Annotated in this window: 18 protein-coding genes; 15 read left to right on the plus strand and 3 right to left on the minus strand. The window is 70.8% G+C overall.

Features of this window, described 5'->3' with window-relative positions; translation table 11 throughout:
• Positions 1-54 precede the first annotated feature (54 nt).
• Entirely contained in the window at positions 55-891 is an 837-nt protein-coding gene (gene folP, locus UW392_RS57995) for a dihydropteroate synthase (RefSeq protein WP_320783558.1), read from the plus strand.
• On the opposite strand, the gene UW392_RS58000 is transcribed toward folP, so the two are convergent.
• Positions 879-1,748, minus strand: coding sequence for an IclR family transcriptional regulator (locus tag UW392_RS58000; protein ID WP_320783559.1), 870 nt, complete (start codon positions 1,746-1,748; stop codon positions 879-881). The two genes, folP and UW392_RS58000, sit on opposite strands and share 13 nt — an antisense overlap.
• Positions 1,749-1,834: 86 nt before the next feature.
• Between UW392_RS58000 and UW392_RS58005 the strand changes: the two genes are divergently transcribed.
• Complete coding sequence (locus UW392_RS58005) at positions 1,835-3,115, plus strand: ROK family protein (protein WP_320783560.1); 1,281 nt, start codon at positions 1,835-1,837, stop codon at positions 3,113-3,115.
• Here UW392_RS58005 and UW392_RS58010 read toward each other — a convergent pair.
• Together UW392_RS58010 and UW392_RS58015 are read right to left on the minus strand one after the other, a co-directional pair.
• Positions 3,103-4,443: an MFS transporter gene (locus UW392_RS58010; protein ID WP_320783561.1), complete on the minus strand. Its 1,341-nt coding sequence runs from the start codon at positions 4,441-4,443 to the stop codon at positions 3,103-3,105. The genes UW392_RS58005 and UW392_RS58010 overlap by 13 nt on opposite strands.
• 126 nt (positions 4,444-4,569) lie before the next feature.
• On the minus strand, positions 4,570-5,679 hold the full coding sequence (locus UW392_RS58015) for a Gfo/Idh/MocA family oxidoreductase (RefSeq protein ID WP_320783562.1): 1,110 nt from the start codon (positions 5,677-5,679) through the stop codon (positions 4,570-4,572).
• 130 nt (positions 5,680-5,809) lie between these two features.
• On the opposite strand from UW392_RS58015, the gene UW392_RS58020 reads away from it, so the two are divergent.
• From UW392_RS58020 to UW392_RS58080, 13 genes are all read left to right on the plus strand, one after another.
• Positions 5,810-6,835, plus strand: a complete 1,026-nt coding sequence (locus UW392_RS58020) for a sugar phosphate isomerase/epimerase (protein ID WP_320783563.1) — start codon at positions 5,810-5,812, stop codon at positions 6,833-6,835.
• A 71-nt stretch (positions 6,836-6,906) separates the two neighbouring features.
• Positions 6,907-8,157, plus strand: coding sequence for an ROK family transcriptional regulator (locus UW392_RS58025; protein WP_320783564.1), 1,251 nt, complete (start codon positions 6,907-6,909; stop codon positions 8,155-8,157).
• Positions 8,158-8,508: 351 nt separating this feature from the next.
• Positions 8,509-9,804 (plus strand): MFS transporter, encoded by a 1,296-nt coding sequence (locus UW392_RS58030; RefSeq protein WP_320783565.1) that lies wholly within the window; start codon positions 8,509-8,511, stop codon positions 9,802-9,804.
• 311 nt (positions 9,805-10,115) lie between these two features.
• Positions 10,116-11,660 carry a GMC oxidoreductase gene (locus UW392_RS58035; RefSeq protein ID WP_320783566.1) on the plus strand — a complete coding sequence of 515 codons (1,545 nt, stop codon included), beginning with the start codon at positions 10,116-10,118 and terminating at the stop codon, positions 11,658-11,660.
• 28 nt (positions 11,661-11,688) lie between these two features.
• Positions 11,689-12,159 carry a DUF6379 domain-containing protein gene (locus UW392_RS58040; RefSeq protein WP_320783567.1) on the plus strand — a complete coding sequence of 157 codons (471 nt, stop codon included), beginning with the start codon at positions 11,689-11,691 and terminating at the stop codon, positions 12,157-12,159.
• A complete protein-coding gene (locus tag UW392_RS58045; protein ID WP_320783568.1) occupies positions 12,156-13,283 on the plus strand; it encodes a hypothetical protein in 1,128 nt (375 codons plus the stop codon). The genes UW392_RS58040 and UW392_RS58045 overlap by 4 nt, the downstream gene beginning before the upstream one ends.
• Positions 13,280-14,488 (plus strand): lactonase family protein, encoded by a 1,209-nt coding sequence (locus UW392_RS58050; protein WP_320783569.1) that lies wholly within the window; start codon positions 13,280-13,282, stop codon positions 14,486-14,488. The genes UW392_RS58045 and UW392_RS58050 overlap by 4 nt, the downstream gene beginning before the upstream one ends.
• A gap of 125 nt (positions 14,489-14,613) precedes the next feature.
• Positions 14,614-15,201 (plus strand): hypothetical protein, encoded by a 588-nt coding sequence (locus UW392_RS58055; protein WP_320783570.1) that lies wholly within the window; start codon positions 14,614-14,616, stop codon positions 15,199-15,201.
• A gap of 630 nt (positions 15,202-15,831) precedes the next feature.
• On the plus strand, positions 15,832-16,101 hold the full coding sequence (locus UW392_RS58060) for a helix-turn-helix domain-containing protein (RefSeq protein ID WP_320783571.1): 270 nt from the start codon (positions 15,832-15,834) through the stop codon (positions 16,099-16,101).
• A gap of 3 nt (positions 16,102-16,104) precedes the next feature.
• Positions 16,105-17,190, plus strand: coding sequence for a tyrosine recombinase XerC (gene xerC, locus UW392_RS58065; protein WP_320783572.1), 1,086 nt, complete (start codon positions 16,105-16,107; stop codon positions 17,188-17,190).
• A 313-nt stretch (positions 17,191-17,503) separates the two neighbouring features.
• Positions 17,504-18,148, plus strand: a complete 645-nt coding sequence (locus UW392_RS58070) for a TetR/AcrR family transcriptional regulator (protein WP_320783573.1) — start codon at positions 17,504-17,506, stop codon at positions 18,146-18,148.
• A gap of 76 nt (positions 18,149-18,224) precedes the next feature.
• Entirely contained in the window at positions 18,225-18,785 is a 561-nt protein-coding gene (locus UW392_RS58075; RefSeq protein WP_320783574.1) for a ParH-like protein, read from the plus strand.
• Between the two features lies 1 nt (position 18,786).
• A complete protein-coding gene (locus UW392_RS58080; protein ID WP_320783575.1) occupies positions 18,787-20,559 on the plus strand; it encodes an MAB_1171c family putative transporter in 1,773 nt (590 codons plus the stop codon).
• Positions 20,560-20,622 lie beyond the last annotated feature (63 nt).

A 20,622-nucleotide genomic window follows, 5' to 3' on the forward strand; every position in this document is an offset into this window, starting at 1 on the left:
ACGCCCTCCTTCGATGCCCTGCCCGCACCGCACGGTGCGGCAGGGTGCGTCGTGATGGGCATCCTGAACGTGACACCGGACTCCTTCTCCGACGGCGGCGTCCACGCGGACACCGCGAGTGCTGTGCGGCACGGGCTCGGCCTGGCCGCCGACGGAGCCGACATCGTCGACGTCGGCGGCGAGTCCACCCGGCCCGGGGCCCGACCGGTACCGGCGGCCGAGGAACTCGCACGGGTCGCACCGGTCGTACGCGAACTCGCCCGTGCAGGTGTCCGCGTCAGCATCGACACCATGCACGCCGAGGTGGCCCAGGCCGCTCTGGACGCCGGAGCCTGCCTGGTCAACGACGTCAGCGGCGGTCTGGCCGACCCACGCATGCCCGGCCTGATCGCGTCCACCGGTGTGCCGTACGTCGTGATGCACTGGCGGGCACCGAGTAGCAGTATGCACCGGCACGCCCACTACCAGGACGTCGTCCACACCGTACGGGCGGAGCTCGTGCGACGTGTTGAGAGGCTGACCGAACAAGGCGTGGACGAGCGGCAGCTCATCCTCGACCCGGGGCTGGGCTTCGCCAAGCGTCCCGAGCACGACTGGATGCTCCTGTCCCGGCTTCCGGCCCTTACGGCGCTCGGCCTGCCCGTGCTCGTCGGCGCCTCCCGGAAGTCCTTCCTCACCGCCCTTCGCGGCTTCGGACCGGAGCGGACAGCCCGTCCCGCGGCCCGCGACGCCGCCACCACGGCGGTGTCCGCCCTGGCCGCCGCGTCGGGCGCCTGGGGAGTCCGGGTGCACAACGTGCCGGCCAACCGGGACGCCGTTGGAGTCGGCGCCGCCTGGCGTGTCCGCGGCCGGACACCCGGCACGTCCGAGGCGGGGCCTCAGAAGCGGTAGGCGCTCATCTCCTTGGCCAGTTCGGCCGCCGCTGACTTCAAGCGGGCCGCGACGCGCGGCTCCCACTCGGGATCAGCGGACGCCTCCGGACAGACCAGGCCAAGCGCCGCGGACATCCCGGGTTCCGGCAGGCTGAACGCCACTCCGAGGGAGAGGACACCGGGCTCGCTCTCACCACGGTTGACGGCATAGCCGGCCTCGCGGGCCGTTCGCAGATCCTGGAGCAGGGACTCGACATCCGAGAGGGACCTGTCGGTGACGGCCTGGGGCGGCGCGTCCCGGTACAGCTGGCGCAGCTGGTCGTCGCTCAGGGTCGCCAGCAGGGCCTTGCCCACCCCCGTGACGTGAGCGGGCAAGGTGTCTCCGGTGCGCAGCGCCGCCCTGATGGTACGGCGGCTTTCCACGCCGTCGACATAGAGGACGTCCCGCCCGCGGGGAAGCGCCAGGTGAGCGGTCATCTCCGTGGAGGTGGCCAGCTCGGTCAGGACAGGCCGTGCCAGAACCCGGACGTCCAGGCCGCGGACGGCGGACAACCCGACGTCGACCAGGGCGGCACCGGGGCGGAACAACCGCGAGGCCGAGTCCTGCCGCACGAAGTCGTAGTACGCCAGCATCGCCATGAGACGGTGCGCGCTCGACCGCGCGATGCCCAGCTCCGCGGCGACGTCCGCGAGATTCAAGTGGTTGCGCTCGCTCAGCAGCAGCAGAATGCGCAGGGTGTTCTCCACCGAGGCGATCGGATAGGCCGGCGCCGCGCGGTCGCTCAGCGGCGGCATCTCGCCAAGGCGGTCGGGTGGATTCTCCATGGGGTCAGCTTCCCATGCCGAGCCGGGGCCGTTCACGGGCTCCTGCGTCACGGGTCCTCCCCGGACCGGTCGGATCGAGCGTCCTCGGCCCCATAAGCTCGTCAGGCCGAGTCGCCCGTCCCTGGAGACCACACCGCATGACCGACCACCAGACACTCTCCCTCGTGCTGAACATGATCAGAGGCGGAACGGCCGTCACCCGGCCCGCCCTCAGTCGCCGTACCGGGCTGGGCCGCACAATCATCACTCAACGGGTGGACCAGGCCATCAGGGCCGGTCTGGTGACCGAAGGGGAGACAGCACCCTCCACCGGGGGCCGGCCCTCCCGCACCCTTCGGATCGCGTCCGGCCGGGGCGTTGTGCTCGGCGCCCTGTTCGGCGCCAGCCAGTTGCATGTGGCCGTAACCGATCTCGACGGCACCGTACTGGCCGACCGCCGTACGGCCTGGGACATCGAGGCAGGTCCCGAGGCGTCCTTGGAGACCCTGCGTCAGATCTCCGGCGAGCTGCTGACACCGCGGCTCCACGAACGCCTGTGGAGCGTGTGCGCCGGGGTTCCCGGACCGGTCGACTTCACCCGCGGCACCCCTGTCCGACCACCGATCATGGCGGGCTGGCACGCCTTTCCGCTGCGGGAACGGCTGGAAGCCCACTACGACGTGCCGGCGTGGGTCGACAACGACGCCAACCTGATGGCCCTGGGTGCCTGGAGCAGGACACGCTCCGTCGCCGGCGACAACATCCTGCTGGTCAAAGCGAGTACGGGTATCGGCCTGGGACTGATTTCCCAGGGTGGCCTGCACAGGGGGGCTCGCGGCTCGGCGGGGGACCTCGGCCACACGATCGTCGCGGAGGAGTCCCGCCTGCGGTGCCGGTGCGGAAAGTTCGGCTGCCTCGAAGCCCTGGCCGGCGGATGGGCCCTCAGCCGTGACGCCCGTGCCGCGGCCCTGAGCGGGCGCAGCCCCTTCCTCGCCGAGCGGCTGGAACGTACGCCGGAGTCCCTGACCGTCACCGACGTGGTCGAGGGGTGCCGGGCGGGAGATCCCGTGAGCGCCGAGCTGATCACCAGGTCGGGTGAGCTTGTCGGTGCCCAACTGGCAACACTGGTCAGCGTGTTCAACCCGTCGACGGTCTATCTGACCGGCCTGCTGGCCCAGGCGGGCGAAGCGTTCGCGGGCCCTGTGGGGGAAGTCGTGGCCCGGCGCTCCCTTCCCATGGCCATCGACGAACTGGCCATCTCCGAGGCCGGCCTCGACCGGCGGGAGGGTGTCATCGGCGCGGCCACTTTGGCGGTCGACGAGCTGACCCGGCCCGGCATGCTCGGCCGGTGGCTGCCGCGGGGGGACCCGCGTGGAGGCCGGAGTGAGAGCGTCGGGCCCCTCGCGTTCGGCGGCGGCTCGTCGTCCTACCGACGCTGAGGCATCGCGTCGGCCTCCTTGTCGCCCTTCAGCGATGCATCAGACACTGTGGCCAGCGTGCCCACGTCGAGCAGGGCCTTCCGCACCGGCAGGACGGCCAGCAGACTGGCGGCGCAGACCCCCGCTATCAGCATGGCGACCGCGTTCGACGTGCCGAAGCGCGTGTAGAGCGACTCCGCCAGCAACGGCACAAGCCCACCACCGACGATCGACCCGATCTGGAAACAGAGCGAGGCGCCGCTGTAGCGGACGGCCGCCGGGAACATCAGGGTGAGCATGGCCGGCTGAGCACCGTTGATGATGGAGTTCGCGATCGTCAGCAGGAACAGTCCGGCGAAGACGAGCGGCACCGCGGCGGTGTTCACCAGCAGGAACATCGGCCACACTCCGACGGCCGCGAGTCCGGTGCCGATGATGAACATGCGCTTGCGCCCGAACCGGTCGCTCGCCTGGGCGGCGCCCAGCATCATGGCGATCCACGGAACGCTGAGCACCACGGTAATCCACAACATCGTGCTGGAGTCCATGTCCAGCCGGTGCGTGCCGTAACTGATCATGTACACGGACAGCAGGGTGCCGAGCGTGGGCCCGGCCAGGGAGAGGAGGCTGCCCGACAGCACCCGCAGCGGCGACCGGCGAAATACCTCGACCAGCGGTATGCGCGCGATGTCCCGGTTCTCACGAGCCTTCTCGAACTCTCCGGTCTCCGTGATCGACAGCCGTACCAGCAGGCCGACCACAATCAGCACCGCGCTGAACAGGAAAGGCAGCCGCCAGGCCCAGGACCGCAGTGCCGCGTCCGAGAAGACCTGAGTCATCAGCAGGAACGCCAGCTGGGACAGGAGGATTCCGGTGGGGATGCCGACCTGCGGGAAGGAACCGTAGAAGGCCCGCCGGCCCGGCGGCGCGTGCTCGACGGCCATGAGTGCGGCACCGCCCCATTCTCCGCCCACCCCGATGCCCTGAAGCAGGCGCAGCGCGACCAGCAGGATCGGCGCCCACACCCCGATCACCTCATAGGTCGGGAGAAGGCCGATCGCCGTGGTCGCCACTCCCATGGTGAGCAGTGAGAGCACCAGCATCGACTTGCGGCCGAGGCGGTCACCGAAGTGCCCGGCGACGATCGCGCCGAGCGGCCGGGCGATGAACCCGACCGCGAACGCCGCCAGCGCGGCAAGGGTGCCGCTGGTCTCGGAGAAGGCGGGGAAGAACTGCTCGCTGAACACCAGCGCTGCCGCCAGGCCGTAGATGTTGAAGTCGTACCACTCGATGACGCTTCCGATGTAGCTGGCCAGAGCGATCCTGCCCGTACTGGCGCGGCTCGGCATGAGGCACTCCTCCTTGAGTGAGCCCGACGGAGCGTCCTGTATAGCAGTCACTCATTCTGTAGTACAGACATCTGCCATCGGCCTGCTCATGCTCTTCGCCGGCACACCTCCGGACCGGTCCGAGGATCAGGCGGCTCGCGACACGTCCGTCGTGACGTCGACCCATCCCCCGTCCCGCGCCGAATCGACCACGGCCTGGGTGATCGCGGCAGCACGCAGCCCATCGGCGAACGTCGGCAGATCCGGCACCCGCTCCCCCCTGACCGCCGCGTAGGTGTCTGCGGCCAGATCGGCGAAGCACTCGTAGTACCCCTGGGGGTGGCCCGCGGGCAGCACGGCCGACCGGCCGGTGGGCGCCTGAGGACGGCCCGGGTCACGGAGCAGGACCTGATTGGCCTCGCGTCCGCCGATCCACAGCGACTCCGGCGTCTCCTGACGGAAGGCATAGCTGGCATCCGGCCCGTCGAAGGAGAACGACAGCGCGTTCTTGTAACCTGCGGACGCCTGGCTCACCACCACCGAGCCGACCGCTCCCCCGTCCGTCCGCAGCAGGACGGCGGCTCCGTCCTCGGTCTCCACGGGGCGCACGGTGCCGTCGGGCGCCGGCCGCTCGGCGACAGCGCGCGCGAAGGAGGCGTTCACCCGGGTGATGCGCTGGCCTGTGACGAACTCGGCGAGGTCGCACCAGTGGACCCCGATGTCACCGAACGCTCGCGTGGCGCCGCCGTCCACCGGGTCCACGCGCCAGTTCGTGGCCTGCGGGTCGGCGAGCCAGTCCTGGAGGTAACTGCCGTGGATGAGCCACGGCGGCCGGTGCCCCGGTCGCGCGAGCCGGGCTCGCGCCTCACGCACGGAGGCGTAGTAGCGATACACGAACGGCACAGCGGTGACCACCCCGCGCTCGGCCGCCAGCGCGGTCAGCTCCCCTGCGGTGGTGACGTCGGTGGCCAGCGGCTTCTCGCACACGACCGCGACACCGGCGGCGAGCGCGGCGCGGGCGAAGCGGGCGTGCGTAGCGTTCGGGGTGCACACGTGCACCACGTCCACGCCGTGCCGCAGGACGTCTTCGACGGAGTCGAAACCGCGGCCGACACCGAAAGCCCCCGCGGCGGCACGCCCCTTCGCCGGGGTGGAGCCGACGACTCCCACGACCTCCGCACCGGCCGTGACGGCCGACCGCGCGTGGACCGCCCCCATGAAGCCGGTACCTATGACAGCGACCCGGAGCTTGTCCATGGCACACCTCTCCCTCTGCTCCCACCGGAGCTAACGACTGATACGAGCTAAAGAAGCACGACGATCGATTGATTCAAGCGACACTTTTGCTCAGAATAGACTTAAGTAAGCTCTGGAACCAGGAGAACGCATGAGCCACAGCCCCGGAACGGCACGCCAGCCGGTCACACTCTTCACCGGCCAGTGGGCCGACCTGCCGTTCGAGGAAGTCGCCCGCCTGGCGAGCGAGTGGGGATACGACGGCCTGGAGATCGCCGCCTCCGGGGACCACCTCGATCTCCCCCGGGCCGAGGAGGACCCGGACTACCTGCCGGCCAAGCTCGACGTGCTTGACCGGTACGGGCTGAAGGTCTGGGCGATCTCCCACCACCTGGGCGGTCAGGCCGTCTGCGACGATCCGATCGACTTCCGCCACCAGTCGATCCTGCGTCCGTCCGTCTGGGGCGACGGCGACGCGGAGGGCGTCCGCCGACGGGCCGCCGAGGACATGAAGCGGGCCGCCCGGGTCGCCCGGCGCCTCGGCGCGGACACCGTCGTCGGCTTCACCGGCTCGAAGATCTGGAAGTACGTGGCGATGTTCCCGCCGGTTCCCCAGGCCGTGATCGAGGACGGGTACGAGGACTTCGCCCGGCGCTGGAACCCCATCCTCGACGTGTTCGACGCCGAGGGCGTGCGCTTCGCGCACGAGGTGCACCCCTCGGAGATCGCCTACGACTACTGGACGAGCGTGCGCGCCCTGGAGGCGATCGGCCGGCGGACCGCTTTCGGCTTCAACTGGGACCCCTCGCACATGATGTGGCAGAACATCGACCCGGTGGGCTTCATCACCGACTTCGCCGACCGCGTCTACCACGTCGACTGCAAGGACACCCGCCTGCGGCGTCCCAACGGGCGGGCCGGTGTCCTCGGCTCGCACCTGCCCTGGGGAGACCCTCGGCGCGGCTGGGACTTCGTCTCCACCGGGCACGGGGACGTCCCCTGGGAGGACGCGTTCCGGGCACTCTCCGCAATCGGTTACACCGGCCCCGTCTCCGTGGAGTGGGAGGACGCGGGGATGGACCGGCTGCACGGGGCCGCGGAGGCCGTCGGCCGGATTCGCGCGGCGCTGTGGCCGCTGCCGCAAGCGTCCTTCGACTCCGCCTTCAGCAATCAGTGACCACCGGTCCGGGGCGCTCACCGCACGGTGGCCCCGGCACACGGGCCCGGGCGGCGTCGTATGGTCGTCCGGTGAAACACAGCGACGACGGCAGCGCGACGACGTCCACCCGTACCGCTCCTTCCCGTGCGGGCGGACGGCAGGGCAATGTGCGCCGCGTGCTGGAGTCGCTGCGCCTGCACGGCCCCTCCTCGCAGGCCGCGCTGGCCCGCCGCACCGAGTTGTCCCGGGCCACGGTGAACAGCATCGTCACATCCCTCAGAGAAGAGGGCATCGCCGAGACCCGCCCGGTCAACGGCCGCGAGTTCCTCGTCGCCCTGGTCTCCCGCCAGGGTGCCGTCATGTCCGTCCAGGTCAACGTCACGTCACTGCGCGCGTCCCTCTTCGACTTCGGCACGCACGCACGCCACGACGCCTCGGTCACCTTCGAGGAGGGCACCGAGGAGGAAGGCGGCGACCCGGATCTCGTCGTCGACATGGTGCGCACCCTGGCCTCCCGGGCCGGGCTGCCCCTCACGGACCTGGCCGGCGTCGCGGTGGCGGTGCAGGCCCCGCTCGCCCGTTCCACGGGAACGGTCACCTCGTGGGCGCGGCTGCAACTGCCCGCGTGGCGGGACATTCCGGTGGCCGGAAGCCTGCAGGAGACACTCGGCGTGCCGGTGTGGGCCGAGAACGACGCCAACCTGGCCGCCCTGGCCGAATGGACCTGGGGTGCGGGGCAGGGGGCGGCCGATTTCCTGTACGCCATGTGCTCCGCGAAGGTGGGCGGCGGGCTCGTCATCGACGGACGGATCTACCGCGGCGGTGACGGCCTGGCCGGGGAGATCGGCCACATGGTGCTGGAGCCCGAGGGGCCTGTCTGCTTCTGCGGCAGCCGGGGCTGTCTGACCACCTTCGTCTCCGAGCGTTCCCTCCTGCACGCCCTCCAGTCATCCGGCGGCGGCCACACCACGCTGCACCAGGTCATCGACAGCGCACGGCGCGGAGACCCGGCCTGCCGACGGGTCCTGTACGAGGCGGGTCGGCACCTGGGGCGTGCCTTCGCCAACACCGCCAAGCTGATGGCGCCCAGCGTCGTGGCGGTCGGCGGGACGCTCAGCAAAGCCGGGCCGCTGCTCTTCGACAGCCTCGTGTCCTCCGCCGAGGTACAGAGCCTCAAGGTCGCCTCGCCGGACATCCGTTTCGTTCCGGCCTCCCTCGGCGAGGACGCGGCCCTGTTGGGCGGAGTGGCCATGGTGCTCGCCGAGACGGGGGCCGGTGCCAGCACCCTGCCCGGATGGGCTCTCCGGCAGCGGACCGTTCAGAATCCGAACAGTCGCTGACGAAATCGTTGACAATCTCGGCCAACAAGGCTGACGATGGCCGAGCCTGATCGGTGAACGGAACGTTTCCTGAACATTCCGCCACCTTTGCCTCTGACGTCATCTGTGACGCGCGAGCCGCCGCGAACAGATCATCGACAGTCGAGAACTATTCGATGACGCTGCACACCGGGTGGTGAATACGCGTTTGGTCCCGGGTTGCCTGACTTCCCGGGACGAGACAACACCTGCCAAGCGCTGACGTTCGACCGCCATCCGCCGCATGATTCGGACACGGATACCGACGGAAGCGGAAACGTTCAGAACGCGAACGGTCTAAGGATCTCAATGATGAGAAGTCAACCGCCGAACGTGGCTCCCCAAGAGCCGGCCGCCTCCGCCGACACCGCGGGTCCCGGCGAGTCCGTACCGGCCACGCCGGCGAACGGCGACACGAAGCTCTTCGTCCAGCTCACCGTCATGATGCTGCTGGAGTTCGCCGTCTTCGGGTCGTGGTTCGCGACCGTCGGCCTGGTGCTCGCCACGAACGGGCTGGCCACCGTCATCGGTACCGCCTTCACCCTGGCCGCTGTGGCCGCGATCGTCTCGCCGATGCTGCTGGGTGCCCTGGGCGACCGCTTCCTGCCGTCCCAGAAGGCGCTGGGTCTGGCCCATCTCCTCGGCGGCGTCGCCATGCTGTTCCTGCCGGCCGCCGTGCGGGCCGGCGGTGGGGGACTCGTCCTGACCCTGACCTTCGTCTACATGCTCTTCTTCCAGCCCACGCTGGGACTGACCAACGCCATCGCCTTCCGGCACCTGGGGGCGAACCAGCGGCGGTTTCCCTACGTCCGGGTGTTCGGCACAGTCGGCTGGGTCGTCGCCGGTGCCGTCGTCGGCTGGCTCGGTCTGTCCTCGTCGCCCGATCTCTTCTACGCCACCGCGCTCATCAGCTTCGCCCTGGGTGTCTACGCGTTCACCCTGCCCAACACGCCGCCGCCCGCCAAGGGCGTCCGCTTCTCCGTCGGCGACCTCGTCGGAGCCAAGGCGTTCCGGCTGCTGCGCCACCGCAACTTCACCGTGCTGATGGTGTGCGCCCTGTTCACCTCGGTCTCCCTCGGCGTGTACAACACCTACGCCTCCTCCTACGCCGGAGCGCTGGGCTTCTCCAACGTGGCGGGAACCCTCGCCCTTGGCCAGGCATCCGAGGTGGCCTTCATCGTCACCATCCCCTTCGTGCTCAAGCACGTCGGTATGAAGTGGGCCCTGTTCGCCGGCATGTGCATGTGGGCCGTGCGCTTCGCGCTGTTCGTCCAGGCATCGAACGGCTCCCACACCGTCGCCATCACCGCCGTGCTGCTTCAGGGCATCTGTCAGGACTTCTTCCTGGTCCTGGCCGCCATGTACATCGACGAGGTGGCCCCCGTCGAGCTGGCCGCCCAGGCCCAGAGCATGCTCATCCTCGTGGTGTCCGGCTTCGGGCAGTGCATCGGCTCCCTCGCCTCCGGCTGGATCTACGACGCGACCGTGGGCGCCCAGGCGCACAGCGTGCCCGCCGACTGGAACACCATCTGGTCACTGCCCATCGCCTCGGCGGCTGTCGCCGCACTGGTGTGGGCCTTCTTCTTCCGCCTCCCTCGCGCCCGGCGCCCGGTGGTCCTCGAAGCCTGACCACCGGCCCCGCACCGGCCCCCACCCGCACCGCACACCCCGAGGAGGTGGAGCACATGGCACACCCGACACCCACGGACACCTACGGCGCGCGCTGGGCTCCACCGCTCCTCGACGGCTCGCACGCACCCCTCGGACTCTTCTGCGGTGCCTGGGCCCGCAGCCGGCGCCTCGGCCTGCGCGAGGTACGCGGACCGACGCACGGTGACCGCCGGCCGAGGCAGAGACCTCGCCGACGTCCGCCCGGTTCCGACGCAGCGGCGGCCCGGGACCCCGAACCACCGTAACGAGCCCGAAGGACTGTGAAACACATGCGCGACACCTACGATGTGGTGATCGTCGGCAGCGGCCCCGCAGGAGCGGCCTACGCCCGGACCATCAAGGAGGCCCGCCCCACCGCGCGCATCCTGATGGTCGAGGCCGGGCCGGCCGTGTCGGACCCGCCCGGACGCCACGTACGCACCATCACCGACCCGCGCGAGCGCGTCGCCGCGCAGTTCGCCTCACAGGGCCCCGAGGCCCGCCCCGACGACTACGAGGAGCAGGTCGCCCGCGCCCTGTCCCCGTCCCGCGGCCGGTCCGCCGGTCTCGTGGCCCGCCCCGGGACCTGGCTGCTCGACACGTCGGCTCCCGCCGAAGGCGAGACCGGCTTCCCGGCCGCCGCGCTGTCCAGCAACGTCGGCGGCATGGGCGCCCACTGGTCGGGCGCCTCCCCCTGGCCGGATGCGGCCGAACTCTCCAAGGATCTCGACCCGGACCGGTTCCACGCCGCGCTGGCCGACGCGCGCCGCCTGCTCCAGGTCACCCAGAGCGCCTTCGAACAGGCCCCGCTCGGCGCCGACGTACGCCGCCTCCTCGGCGCTCACTACAACCCGGGCCGCGAAGTCGACCGTGTGGTCCAGCCCATGCCGCTGGCCATGGAGGTGCGACCTGACGGCCAGCGCTACTGGACCGGCCCCGGCATCATGCTCGGCGATCTCCTCACCGGCCACGGGGACGGATTCGAACTGCGCTCCGACACCGCCGCCAGGCGCATCCTGACCACCGCCGGCCGGGCAGACGGAGTACTCCTGCACGACCGGCTCGAAGACCGTGAGTACGAGGTCGGCGCCCGGTTCGTGGTCGTCGCGGCCGACGCACTGCGCTCCCCCCAGTTGCTCAGCGCCTCCGGCATCCGCCCGGCCGCGCTCGGGCACTACCTCAACGAGCACACGATGACCACGAACACCATCCAGCTCGACGACTCCCTGCGCGCCGCCGCCCAGGGCCTGCGCAAGACCAGCGAAGGCGCAGTCGACGTCCTCGCCGGAGTCAGCTGGGTCCCCTTCCACGACCCGTCCTTCCCTTTCCACGGCCAGGTCACCCAGTGGGACGCGTCCCCCATCCCGGTCGACGACACCTTCGAGGCGTGGCCGGGATCGGTCGTGGAGTGCTCGGTCTTCATGGGCAAGGCAGAGGTCCGCTACGAGGACCACCTGAAGTTCGACGACAGTCATCCCGATTACCTCGGCATGCCGTCCATCAAGGTGCACTACACCTTCACCGAGGCCGACCGACAGCGGCTCGACGCCGCCGTCGCCGAGGCCAAGCGCATGGGTTCCCTGCTCGGCGAACCCATCAACGGCCTGGAGCCCGCCGTCATGCCGCACGGCGCGTCCCTGCACTACCAGGGCACCACCCGCCTCGGCAGCGACGACACCACCAGCGTCGTCGACACCTCACTGCGCATCTGGGGCAACGACACGCTCTACGTCGGAGGCAACGGCACCATCCCCACCCCAGCCGCCTGCAACCCCACCCTCACCACCGTCGCCCTGTGCGTCCTGGGCGCCCGTGACCTCGCCGGCCGGCTCTGACCATCACCTCTCTGACGAGGACAAGGACATGTTCGACAACTTCCTGATCCGCCCGGACAGCCTGCGCAACGAGCAGCGCGACGGACAGACGACCGGCTTCACCCTGGCCGTCCGCCACGCCAACTACCGCGGCTGCTACCTCTCCCTCCACAACGGCTACTACCTGGAGGTCGACGGAACCGAATACCCCACCTCCGTCCAGACCTTCGAGATCAACGGCAAGGCACCCCGGACCTTCGACGAGATCCGCACCGCCGTGCACGAACACTGGGACTACGACGACGAGGGCATCCTGCACATCGCCGCCCCCGGCGGACTCGCCCCCGGCCGCCACACCATCCGCCTCCAGCAGTCGGTCCTCGCCGCCTACGGCTACCTGCCCACCGACGAGGAATGGGTGAAGAACCCGCCCGAGCCCGGTTCCGGCGCCGGCTCGGACAAGACCCCCGAGATCGTCACCTACACCCTCGACCTGACCGAAGCGGAGGCCGCCCGATGACCACCATCCGGCGAGGAGTATCCCTCTACAGCTACCAGCAGTCCCAGTTCTTCAAGGAGCTGTTGCTGGAGGACCAGATCCGCGAGGTCGGCCAGAACCTCAGCGGCGCCGACGGCATCGAGCTGATCGACGAGATGTCCCTGCGCTACCCCGAGCCGGGCGACGACTTCCGCCGCCAGTGGTTCACCTGGATGGACAGCTACGGCACCAGGCCCGTCGCCATGGACGTCGGCATGGACGTCCTGCAGTTCCGCGACCACGTGATGACGTACGAGGAGTGCGCCGACCGGCTGCGCCAGGACATCCGGCTGGCCAAATCCCTCGGCTTCAGCAACGTGCGCGTCCTGTCGGTCGTCCCTGTCGAGATCCTGGTCTCCGCGCTGCCCCTGGCCGAGTCCCTCGACATCCGGCTCGGCAAGGAGATCCACCAACCGATGAACCTCGAGGGCCGGGAAGTCGGTGACATCCTCGACGTCGTGGAACGCACCGGCACCAGGCACCTCGGCATCGTCCCCGACCTGGGCATCTTCCAGTTCCGCCCGTCCGAGGTCCTGCTCGCCTGGCTGGAGCGGCGCGGAGCCCAGCCCACCGCCTCCGCGGCTTCCGTGGACCTCGCCCTGCTCATCCGCCGCGGCGAGGCCCCCTTCGACCTCTCCCCGCTCGCCCGGCACACCGCCGGCAACCTGCGCTCCGACTTCAACCGCTTCCTGTCCACCGGGCAGTGCGAGCCGGGATTCGCCGACGTCTTCACCGCCGTCAAGAAGTACGCCGACGACCGCGTCCAGGACGCCCGGGACATCGACTACCGCACCGTCGCCGAGGCGCTGATGCTCTCCCGCACCTCCGCCGACACCCTCCGCGAGATCGCGCCGCACGTCATCCACGTCCACGGCAAGTTCAACAACATGTCTTCGGTGCCCGACGCCCCCGGCCAGTACCAGGAGATCTCCATCGACTACGACGCCGCCATCGGCGCGCTCAAGGACGGTGGCTTCGACGGGTACATCAACTCCGAGTACGAGGGCCAGCGCTACTTCCAGGACCGCGGCCGGGAAGACCTGATGAGCGAGGTGGACCAGGTCCGCCGCCACCAGGAGATGCTGAGGAGGCTGATCGCCTCGTGACCGCTCCGCACACCCCGCCGACCGGCCGGCTCGTCGCCTTCGTCGGCGCCTACGGCAGCCCTACCGACCCCACGGCGGGCGGCATCACCACCCTCGACGTCACCTGGGACGGCGGCAAGCTGACCCCCGTGCACCGCGTCGCCGAGCCACGGGAAGCCGGATACCTGGTGTACGCGCCGGGCACCAGGACCCTGTACGCGGTGGACGAGCGAAAGACGGACGGCCGCGGCCCCGTCGAGCCACCCGCCGCCGTGCACGCCCTGACGGTGTCCCAGCGCGACGGCAGCCTCACCCCGCTCAACTCGCTCACCGCGCCCGGCCCCCGGCCTACCTTCCTGGCGCTCGACGAGCAGCGGGGCGTGCTCGTCACCGCCAACCACGGTGACTTCGACCACGTCGAACACGTCGTCCGTGCCGAGGACGGGACCTGGCGCACGGAATACCTCTACGACGACTCGACCGTGCTCCTGTACAGGCTGGCGGACGACGGACGCCTCGCCGAACTGCGCGACGTCCGCGTCCTGGAAGGGCACGGCAAGGACCCGAACTTCTCCCCGCAGGCCGGCGGCCACGGCCAGTCCGGCCCGCACGCGCACTGCGCCGTCATCGACCCCACCGGCCGCTTCGTCCTCGTCGCCGACAAGGGCACCGACCGCATCCTCGTCCACACCCTGGGCGACTCGCTCGAACTCGTCCACACCTACCAGCTGCCGCCGGAGACCGGCCCCCGCCACATCGCCTTCGCGCCGGCCGGCGACCGGGCCTACATCACCTACGAGTTCGCCTCCGAGGTCGCGTCCTGGGCCTTCGACCCGTCCACGGGCGAACTGCGGGAGCTGTCGGCGGTCTCCACGCTGCCCGACGGCTACACCGGGCCGAACGAACCGGCCGAGATCCGCGTCCACCCGAACGGCGGCTCCGTCTACGTCAACAACCGGGGGGAAGACACCCTGGTCTGGTTCCGCGCCGCCCTCGATGGCGCCCTCACCCGAACCGGCCACGTACCGCTGGCGCCCTCGATCCACCCAGGGCTGGCGGCCAGAAGCTTCGCCTTCGACCCGACCGGCACGTTCCTCCTCGCCGCCGACCGCCCGGCCTGCCTGGTGCGCTCCTACGCGGTCGGCGGCGAGGGCGCCCTGACCCCGCTGACGGAGACAGCCGTCACAGAACCCGCCTTCATCGAATTCGCGGTACTGCCGGACTGACCGACCTTCCAGTGTGGGGCCACCGTTCAGGTGACGGCCGTGAGGCGCACCTGAACGGACACTGAACCGCCCCGGGTTCGGTAGCTCATCTGCCGGGCAGCGACCGCCGGTCCTACGCTGTCGGCATGGACGGCACCTTCGTTATGGCAGCCTCGAGTCTGGTGCTGTCAGCCGTCTCCGTGGCCTGGCAGGTGACAAGTCACTTCCTCAGCGGGGGCCGCGTTCGCTGCCACCTGTCGGTCGGAGTGAGCGGAAGGGTCACCTTCACCGACGGCCCGTCCTACAGCCTGAGCAGTTCCCCAGCCGACGCCGACCGCCCCTACGACGCCTACGGCAGCCATGACCGCGAGCAGTACCCGTACGACGTTCTGATCGTGCAAGCCTTCAACGCTGGCCGCGCCCCCGTGACCGTCAGCTGGGCCAACGCTCACTTCGGACGTGGCCTTGACTGGGGAATCGGTACGGTTCCCCTCGGCTTCTCCATGACAGGCAGTTACTACCTCCTTGCCCCCGGCGAGACCCGGGAGTGGGTCATGCCCGTCTGGCCGGCCGTCGACAGATTCCGCGAGCTGCATCCTGACAAGCCCGTGATCCTGCGCGCCTCGGTCGGCCTCAACGGCGGGCGCAGGTGCGTCACCGCCACAAATAACGCTCTGACCATTCCGGAAGGGGTGCGGTCTCTCATTCCGGGCGCTCCGCCGCAAGAACCCTGACATCACCAGGCGCCGGGCCTCCCTTGATGACGTCCTGACATGGTGTCTCGGTCTTCGTCGCTGCCGCTCTGCGTCAGCCCGTGCATCGCGGGCCCACTCGTCTGACGTTCAGTTACCCAAACGGCACAAGATCCCGGCCACACCCGGGCCAACGGCTCCAGACGTCCGCCTTGCGAATTTTGGTCCGCCGTTCGCGCCGGGTAAGCACGGCGGGCGAGACTCCCGTACACGGCACTATCTACAACCCGCCCAGTGGTAGACCAGCCAATCTCGCTCCGTCATGGAACGACAGCGGCGCCTCCGGCGCACATAACGGACGGAGAAGGTAAGCCATGATCGCCGGTTGGCCAAACCGGTGTTGCTGCGGACCATTAATAGGGCGTGGTCACGCTGACGCACCTCCACGCGCGGCTGTCGGTCGGCGGAACCCTTATTCGAAAGCTCGACCTACCAGCCAACCGCCCTGGACCGACAAGCCTCGCTGGCACCGGCCAGCAATCCCACACATCCAGCACCACTCGGCCTCGTCGACAGCACGTTCCCACTGCTTTCAGCAACAGCCATGAACCCGCACCACCCGCCCACGCGCCGAAAGCACGCACGGCGTCCGTTCCATCCCGCCCGGAGCCCATGCCTCCCGCCATACCCGACCAGCAACCCACCACTGACACCCCCCACCAGGACCTCCTCACCGGAGGCTGGAGCAGCACCGAGCAGCTCGCCCGCCTGCTCGACGTCGATCCCTCCACCGTGCGCCGCTGGCGTACTGCCCGCCCGCCGCTGGGCCCTCCCTTCGTGCGGCTCTCCGCACGCGTCGTCCTCTACAGCGACTCCGACGTGGAACAGTGGCTACGCAGGCACCGCACCGCCCCCCGGGACGCCCGGGACGGGCACTGGTGAGCCGTGCCACCCAGATCCCGGTCGGCGTCCGGCTCTCCTCCGACATCGAACACCGGCCCCGACCGGCCCTCCCCCTACCGCGCCCGGGTCCGCTGGACCGACCCCGCCACCGGCCGACGCCTCACCCTGTCCGAGGGCAAAGCCACCGAGGACGACGCCCACGACTGGATCAAGGGCCTCAAGGAGGCCGCGCAGGCCGGACTCTCCCCCGACCTCGCCACCATGACACTGACCGACTACGGCAACACCAACATGCCCCTCGCCCTGCGCGGCCTGGAACTCAAAACCCACGACCCCTACCTCGCCGGCTGGCGAAGACGCGTCGTCCCCGCCCTCGGACACCTCCCGGTCCGAATGATCACCAACGGTGCCGTCGACCGCACCGTCCACACCTGGATCGCCGACGAACTCTCCCGCTCCGTCGTCAAGAACAGCTTCGCCGTCCTCGTCCGCGTCATGGAACAAGCCGTCCGCGACGGCCTGATCACCCTCAACCCCGCCCGGGGCGAGGCCGTCCTCTTCGCCGCCTGCACCGCCGCCCGTATCGGCGAGGTCTCCGGCGTCCGCGCCGGCGACATCGACCCCCGGAGCTGGATCTGGACCGTCCGGCGGCAGACCACTCCCGCCCCCGGCGGCCTCACCGACAAGGCCACCAAGGGCAAACGCGCCCGCAAGGACCCCCTCATCGAGGAGATCCGCCCCCTGGTCGCCCAGCGCCTCCTCGCCGCCGGGCCCGACCCCGACGCCCGCCTGTTCACCGGACCCCGCGGCGGACGCATCTCCACCGCCGTCCTGCGCGACGCCACCCACTGGGACACCGTCGTCACCCACCTCGGCTACGAACACCTGCGCCGCCACGACCTGCGCCACACCGGACTCACCTGGCTCGCCGACGCCGGCGTCCCCGTCCCCGTCCACGTCCTACGCAAGATCGCCGGACACGGCTCGCTGATCACCACCCAGCACTACCTGCACTCCGGCCTCCGCCAGATCACCGACGCCGGAGCCGCCCTCACCGCCCACCTCACCATGGTCCGCGCCCCCAAGACCCTGCCCACCCTCCCCGCCGGTCCCCGCCGCGCCCGCTAGACCCCCTGGTCCCCAAACGGTCCCCAGGACATACGGCAGAGGGCCCGCCGGATTCCTCCGACGGGCCCTCTGACCTGCGACCGTCTCCAGTCGGGACGACAGGATTTGAACCTGCGACCCCTTGCCCCCCCAGTCATCGAGGCACTCCCTGGGCTCTTCCACATCACCGGCCCCTCCCGAGATGTATCCGTTCTCACTGGATGTCTGTACAGTCAACAAACCAGCGAGCGCGGCACACCCGCGCGGCAGTCGGTGATGAGCGATGGGGAGGGCGGACACGGTGGCGCCACGGTCGGCACGGGCCAATCGGGAGATGCGCGAGCAGTCCCGGGAGCGCATCCTCGTCGCGGCCCTGGAGGTGTTCGCCGAGAAGGGCTACCACGGGGCCACCGTCTCGGAGATCACCACGCGGGCCGGCGTCTCCCGCGGCCTGCTCAACTACTACTTCCCCGGCAAGCATCAACTCGTCGACGAACTGCTCGCCCGCTACCTCGACGGCGTCGTCGCACTCGTCATGGTCGACGGCACCCCGGACGAACGGCTGGCCGCGATCATCGACCGCGTCCTGGCCACCGCCGTGGCGACCGCCGGAGTGCAGCGGATGACGCTCAGTCTGGTGCTGAGCCCCGCGACGCATCCGCTGTTCGCGGCGGCGGAGGCGCGCAAGGAGGAGCGGGTCGCCGCCCTGGAGGACGCGCTGCGCGCCCTGTTCGCGGAGCGCGGCGCCGACGACCCCGCCCTGGAGGAAGTGCTGCTGCGCAGCCTCCTGGAAGGCGTCATCTTCAAGATCGCCGTGTACGAGGGCCAGTACCCGGTCGAACGGATGCGCCGACGCCTGTACGCCCTGTACGGACTCGCCGCCCCGACCGACGGCCTGACCGCCTCCGACCCGCCGCCGGTGGGACGGATGCGCGCCGCGTCCGCCACCGACGCCGCCGCCCCGCCGCACACCCCATAGACACACCCGTAGACACACCCGCAGACACACCTCGTAGGCACGTCACCGATCACCCGAGTCCGCCGGAGGGACACGCATGCCCTGGATACGGATACGCCGAGGAAGACGGGACACCGAGGAGCGCCGGTTATGGGACCGCGCCCGCAGCCGGGCCGAGGAGTGTGACCTGCCCCGTCCCTTCGACGTCGAAGTGTTCCTCGCCGCGCTGGCCGAACGCCGGGGACGGCCCATCGTGGTACTGCCCGTCGTCGCCGGCCTGGTGTCGCCGTGCGGAATGGTGGTCGGCACGGACCACGCCGACTACATCCTCTGCACGGCCGACAGCACCGGCTTCCACCGGCGGCACATCCTCCTGCACGAGGCGGCCCACCTGATGTGCGGCCACGACCGGCGGCTCCCCGCCCGCGGCGACGGCTCCGTACTGCTGCCGGACCTGCCCCCGGAACTGGTCGGCCGCGTCTGGGGACGGACCGGGTACGCCGATCCGGAAGAACGCGAGGCGGAACTGCTGGCCTCCTTCATCCACCACCGGGCGGGCCGTGAGGCGGCTGCCCCGGACGGAGCCGGCGGGGCAGCGGACCGGGCCGGCGTACTCGTCGGCGCGGCGTCGTCCGCCCGGCCCGCCACCGGGGCGTGAGATGAGCCGGTGGCTCGCGTACGGGCCCGTCGCCGTCGCCGTACTGCTGGCATGGGCCGAACTCCGGTCGGCCGGGCGGCGGCACACCTCCGGGCCAGGGCGCCGGCTGGCGGCGTTCGCCGCGCTGCTCGGCGCGGCCATGCTGGCCCTCGCGCCGTCCACGATCACCTGCGCCGAGCGGGTGCTGCCCGGCTGGCCGGCCCCGCTGCACCTGGCCGGGCGGGAACTGGAGATGGCGGCGCTGTCCCTGCTGCCCGGCATCCCCGCGCGGCTGGGCATGCCCGTGCGGGCGGTCTGCCGCCCGCTGCACCGCCTGCTGACGGCGACCGCACTGCCGGCCTGCCTGCTCCTCTTCCTCGCCGCGGACGCCGATACCACCGGCGGGGCGGTCACCGTCGAGGACCGGGGCTGGGTCGCGCTGGCGCTGTTCGGGACAGTGTTCACCGCCTACAGCGTCTGGTGCCTGGCCTGCTTCACACTGCCCGTACTCGCCCACACCCGCACACTGCCGCCCGGCCCGTCGCGGCTCGGGTTCCGGCTGATCGGCGCGGCGGCGGGGGTGGGGCTGCTGTGGGCCCTGTGGGGCATAGCGGGTATCGCGGGCATGGTGCGCGACCATCACCAGGGTGCGGGCCAGGACCCCGTCGCCGTCCTCCTGGGCACAGGCTGCCTCGCGCTGGCGGCGGCGGGGGCCACCACGGTCCGGTGGAGGGGGGCCGTCGTCGGCTGGGCGCGGCGCCTGCGCGCGGGGCGGGATCTGCGGGCGCTGGCCGCCCTGTGGTCGGCCCTGCACTCGGTGCTGCCGAACACGGCCCTGCCGGTAGCCGGGGTCTCGCCGGGCCGGCGGGGGCACGGGGCGCGCGACGCCGAGTTCGCCCTGTACCGGCGGATCGTGGAGATCCGGGACGGCGGTCTGGCGCTGAGCCGCCACATACCGGAGCAGCTCGCCGAATGGACGGGCGCCGGGCTGGAACGATTCCCTGCGGACGGCCCGTACGGGGAGCGTGAACAGTACGGGCCGTACGGGGAGCGTGAACGGTACAGGCCGTACGGGGAGCGTGAACGGCACGGGCCGAGCGGGCCGTACGGAGCCGGTGGCGTCCGGGCCGTCGTGGGTCGGGGGGTCGGCCTGTCCCGCTCCGGGCCCGCGTACACGGTGGCGGCGGTCGCCGAGGCCGCCGCACTGGCCGCCGCGATCGAGGCGGTGAGGGCGGGGCGGGGTGCGCGGCCCCCCGCCCCGGCCGGGATTACGCCCGCGACAGGGGCGGGAGGCGGGGACCCGGACCGGGACCGGGGCCGGGGTGTCTTCGCCGGGACGGTCGAGGACGAGGCGGCGTGGCTGTGTCAGGTGGCCGCGGCGTTCGAGTTCTCCCCGACGGTCGCCTACGTACGTTGCCGGGCGCGTGCGGAGTTCACCGGCCAGGAGCCGTCTGAACTGGCCGAACCGACCGAGGTGGCCGAACCGACCGAGCCGGTCAAGCCGGTCAAGCCGGTCGAGCCGACCGAGGTGGCCGAACCGGTCGAGGTGGCCGTGTCGTCTGCGCCGGCCAGCCCGTCAGCACCATCCGGCCCGCCCACACCGGCTACACCGTCCGGCCCGTCCGGCCCGCCCGGCCCGCCCGGCCCGCCCGGCGCGGACGCACCCGTCGCCCCTCAGACGGACACCGCCGACGGTGAGGCGTCCGCCGTCAACGGTGAGGCGTCCGCCGTCGACGATGTGGCGGAATCCGTCGACGGCGGGACGGCGCGCTGGCCCTCGACCAGCGCCCGGTAACCCGGGCACCCGTCGAACAACTCCTCGTGCGTGCCGGTACCGAGCACCCGGCCCGCCTCCAGG

It is taken from the genome of Streptomyces sp. CRN 30 (assembly GCF_034105845.1).

Bases quoted from the DNA above. Each gene is read 5' to 3' on its own strand.
- folP (WP_320783558.1), top strand. From the start codon at position 55: ATGGGCATCCTGAACGTGACACCGGACTCCTTCTCCGACGGCGGCGTC.
- UW392_RS58005 (WP_320783560.1), top strand. From the start codon at position 1,835: ATGACCGACCACCAGACACTCTCCCTCGTGCTGAACATGATCAGAGGC.
- UW392_RS58010 (WP_320783561.1), bottom strand. From the start codon at position 4,443: ATGCCGAGCCGCGCCAGTACGGGCAGGATCGCTCTGGCCAGCTACATC.
- UW392_RS58015 (WP_320783562.1), bottom strand. From the start codon at position 5,679: ATGGACAAGCTCCGGGTCGCTGTCATAGGTACCGGCTTCATGGGGGCG.
- UW392_RS58020 (WP_320783563.1), top strand. From the start codon at position 5,810: ATGAGCCACAGCCCCGGAACGGCACGCCAGCCGGTCACACTCTTCACC.
- UW392_RS58035 (WP_320783566.1), top strand. From the start codon at position 10,116: ATGCGCGACACCTACGATGTGGTGATCGTCGGCAGCGGCCCCGCAGGA.
- UW392_RS58040 (WP_320783567.1), top strand. From the start codon at position 11,689: ATGTTCGACAACTTCCTGATCCGCCCGGACAGCCTGCGCAACGAGCAG.
- UW392_RS58045 (WP_320783568.1), top strand. From the start codon at position 12,156: ATGACCACCATCCGGCGAGGAGTATCCCTCTACAGCTACCAGCAGTCC.
- UW392_RS58055 (WP_320783570.1), top strand. From the start codon at position 14,614: ATGGACGGCACCTTCGTTATGGCAGCCTCGAGTCTGGTGCTGTCAGCC.
- UW392_RS58060 (WP_320783571.1), top strand. From the start codon at position 15,832: ATGCCTCCCGCCATACCCGACCAGCAACCCACCACTGACACCCCCCAC.
- UW392_RS58070 (WP_320783573.1), top strand. From the start codon at position 17,504: ATGCGCGAGCAGTCCCGGGAGCGCATCCTCGTCGCGGCCCTGGAGGTG.
- UW392_RS58075 (WP_320783574.1), top strand. From the start codon at position 18,225: ATGCCCTGGATACGGATACGCCGAGGAAGACGGGACACCGAGGAGCGC.
- UW392_RS58080 (WP_320783575.1), top strand. From the start codon at position 18,787: ATGAGCCGGTGGCTCGCGTACGGGCCCGTCGCCGTCGCCGTACTGCTG.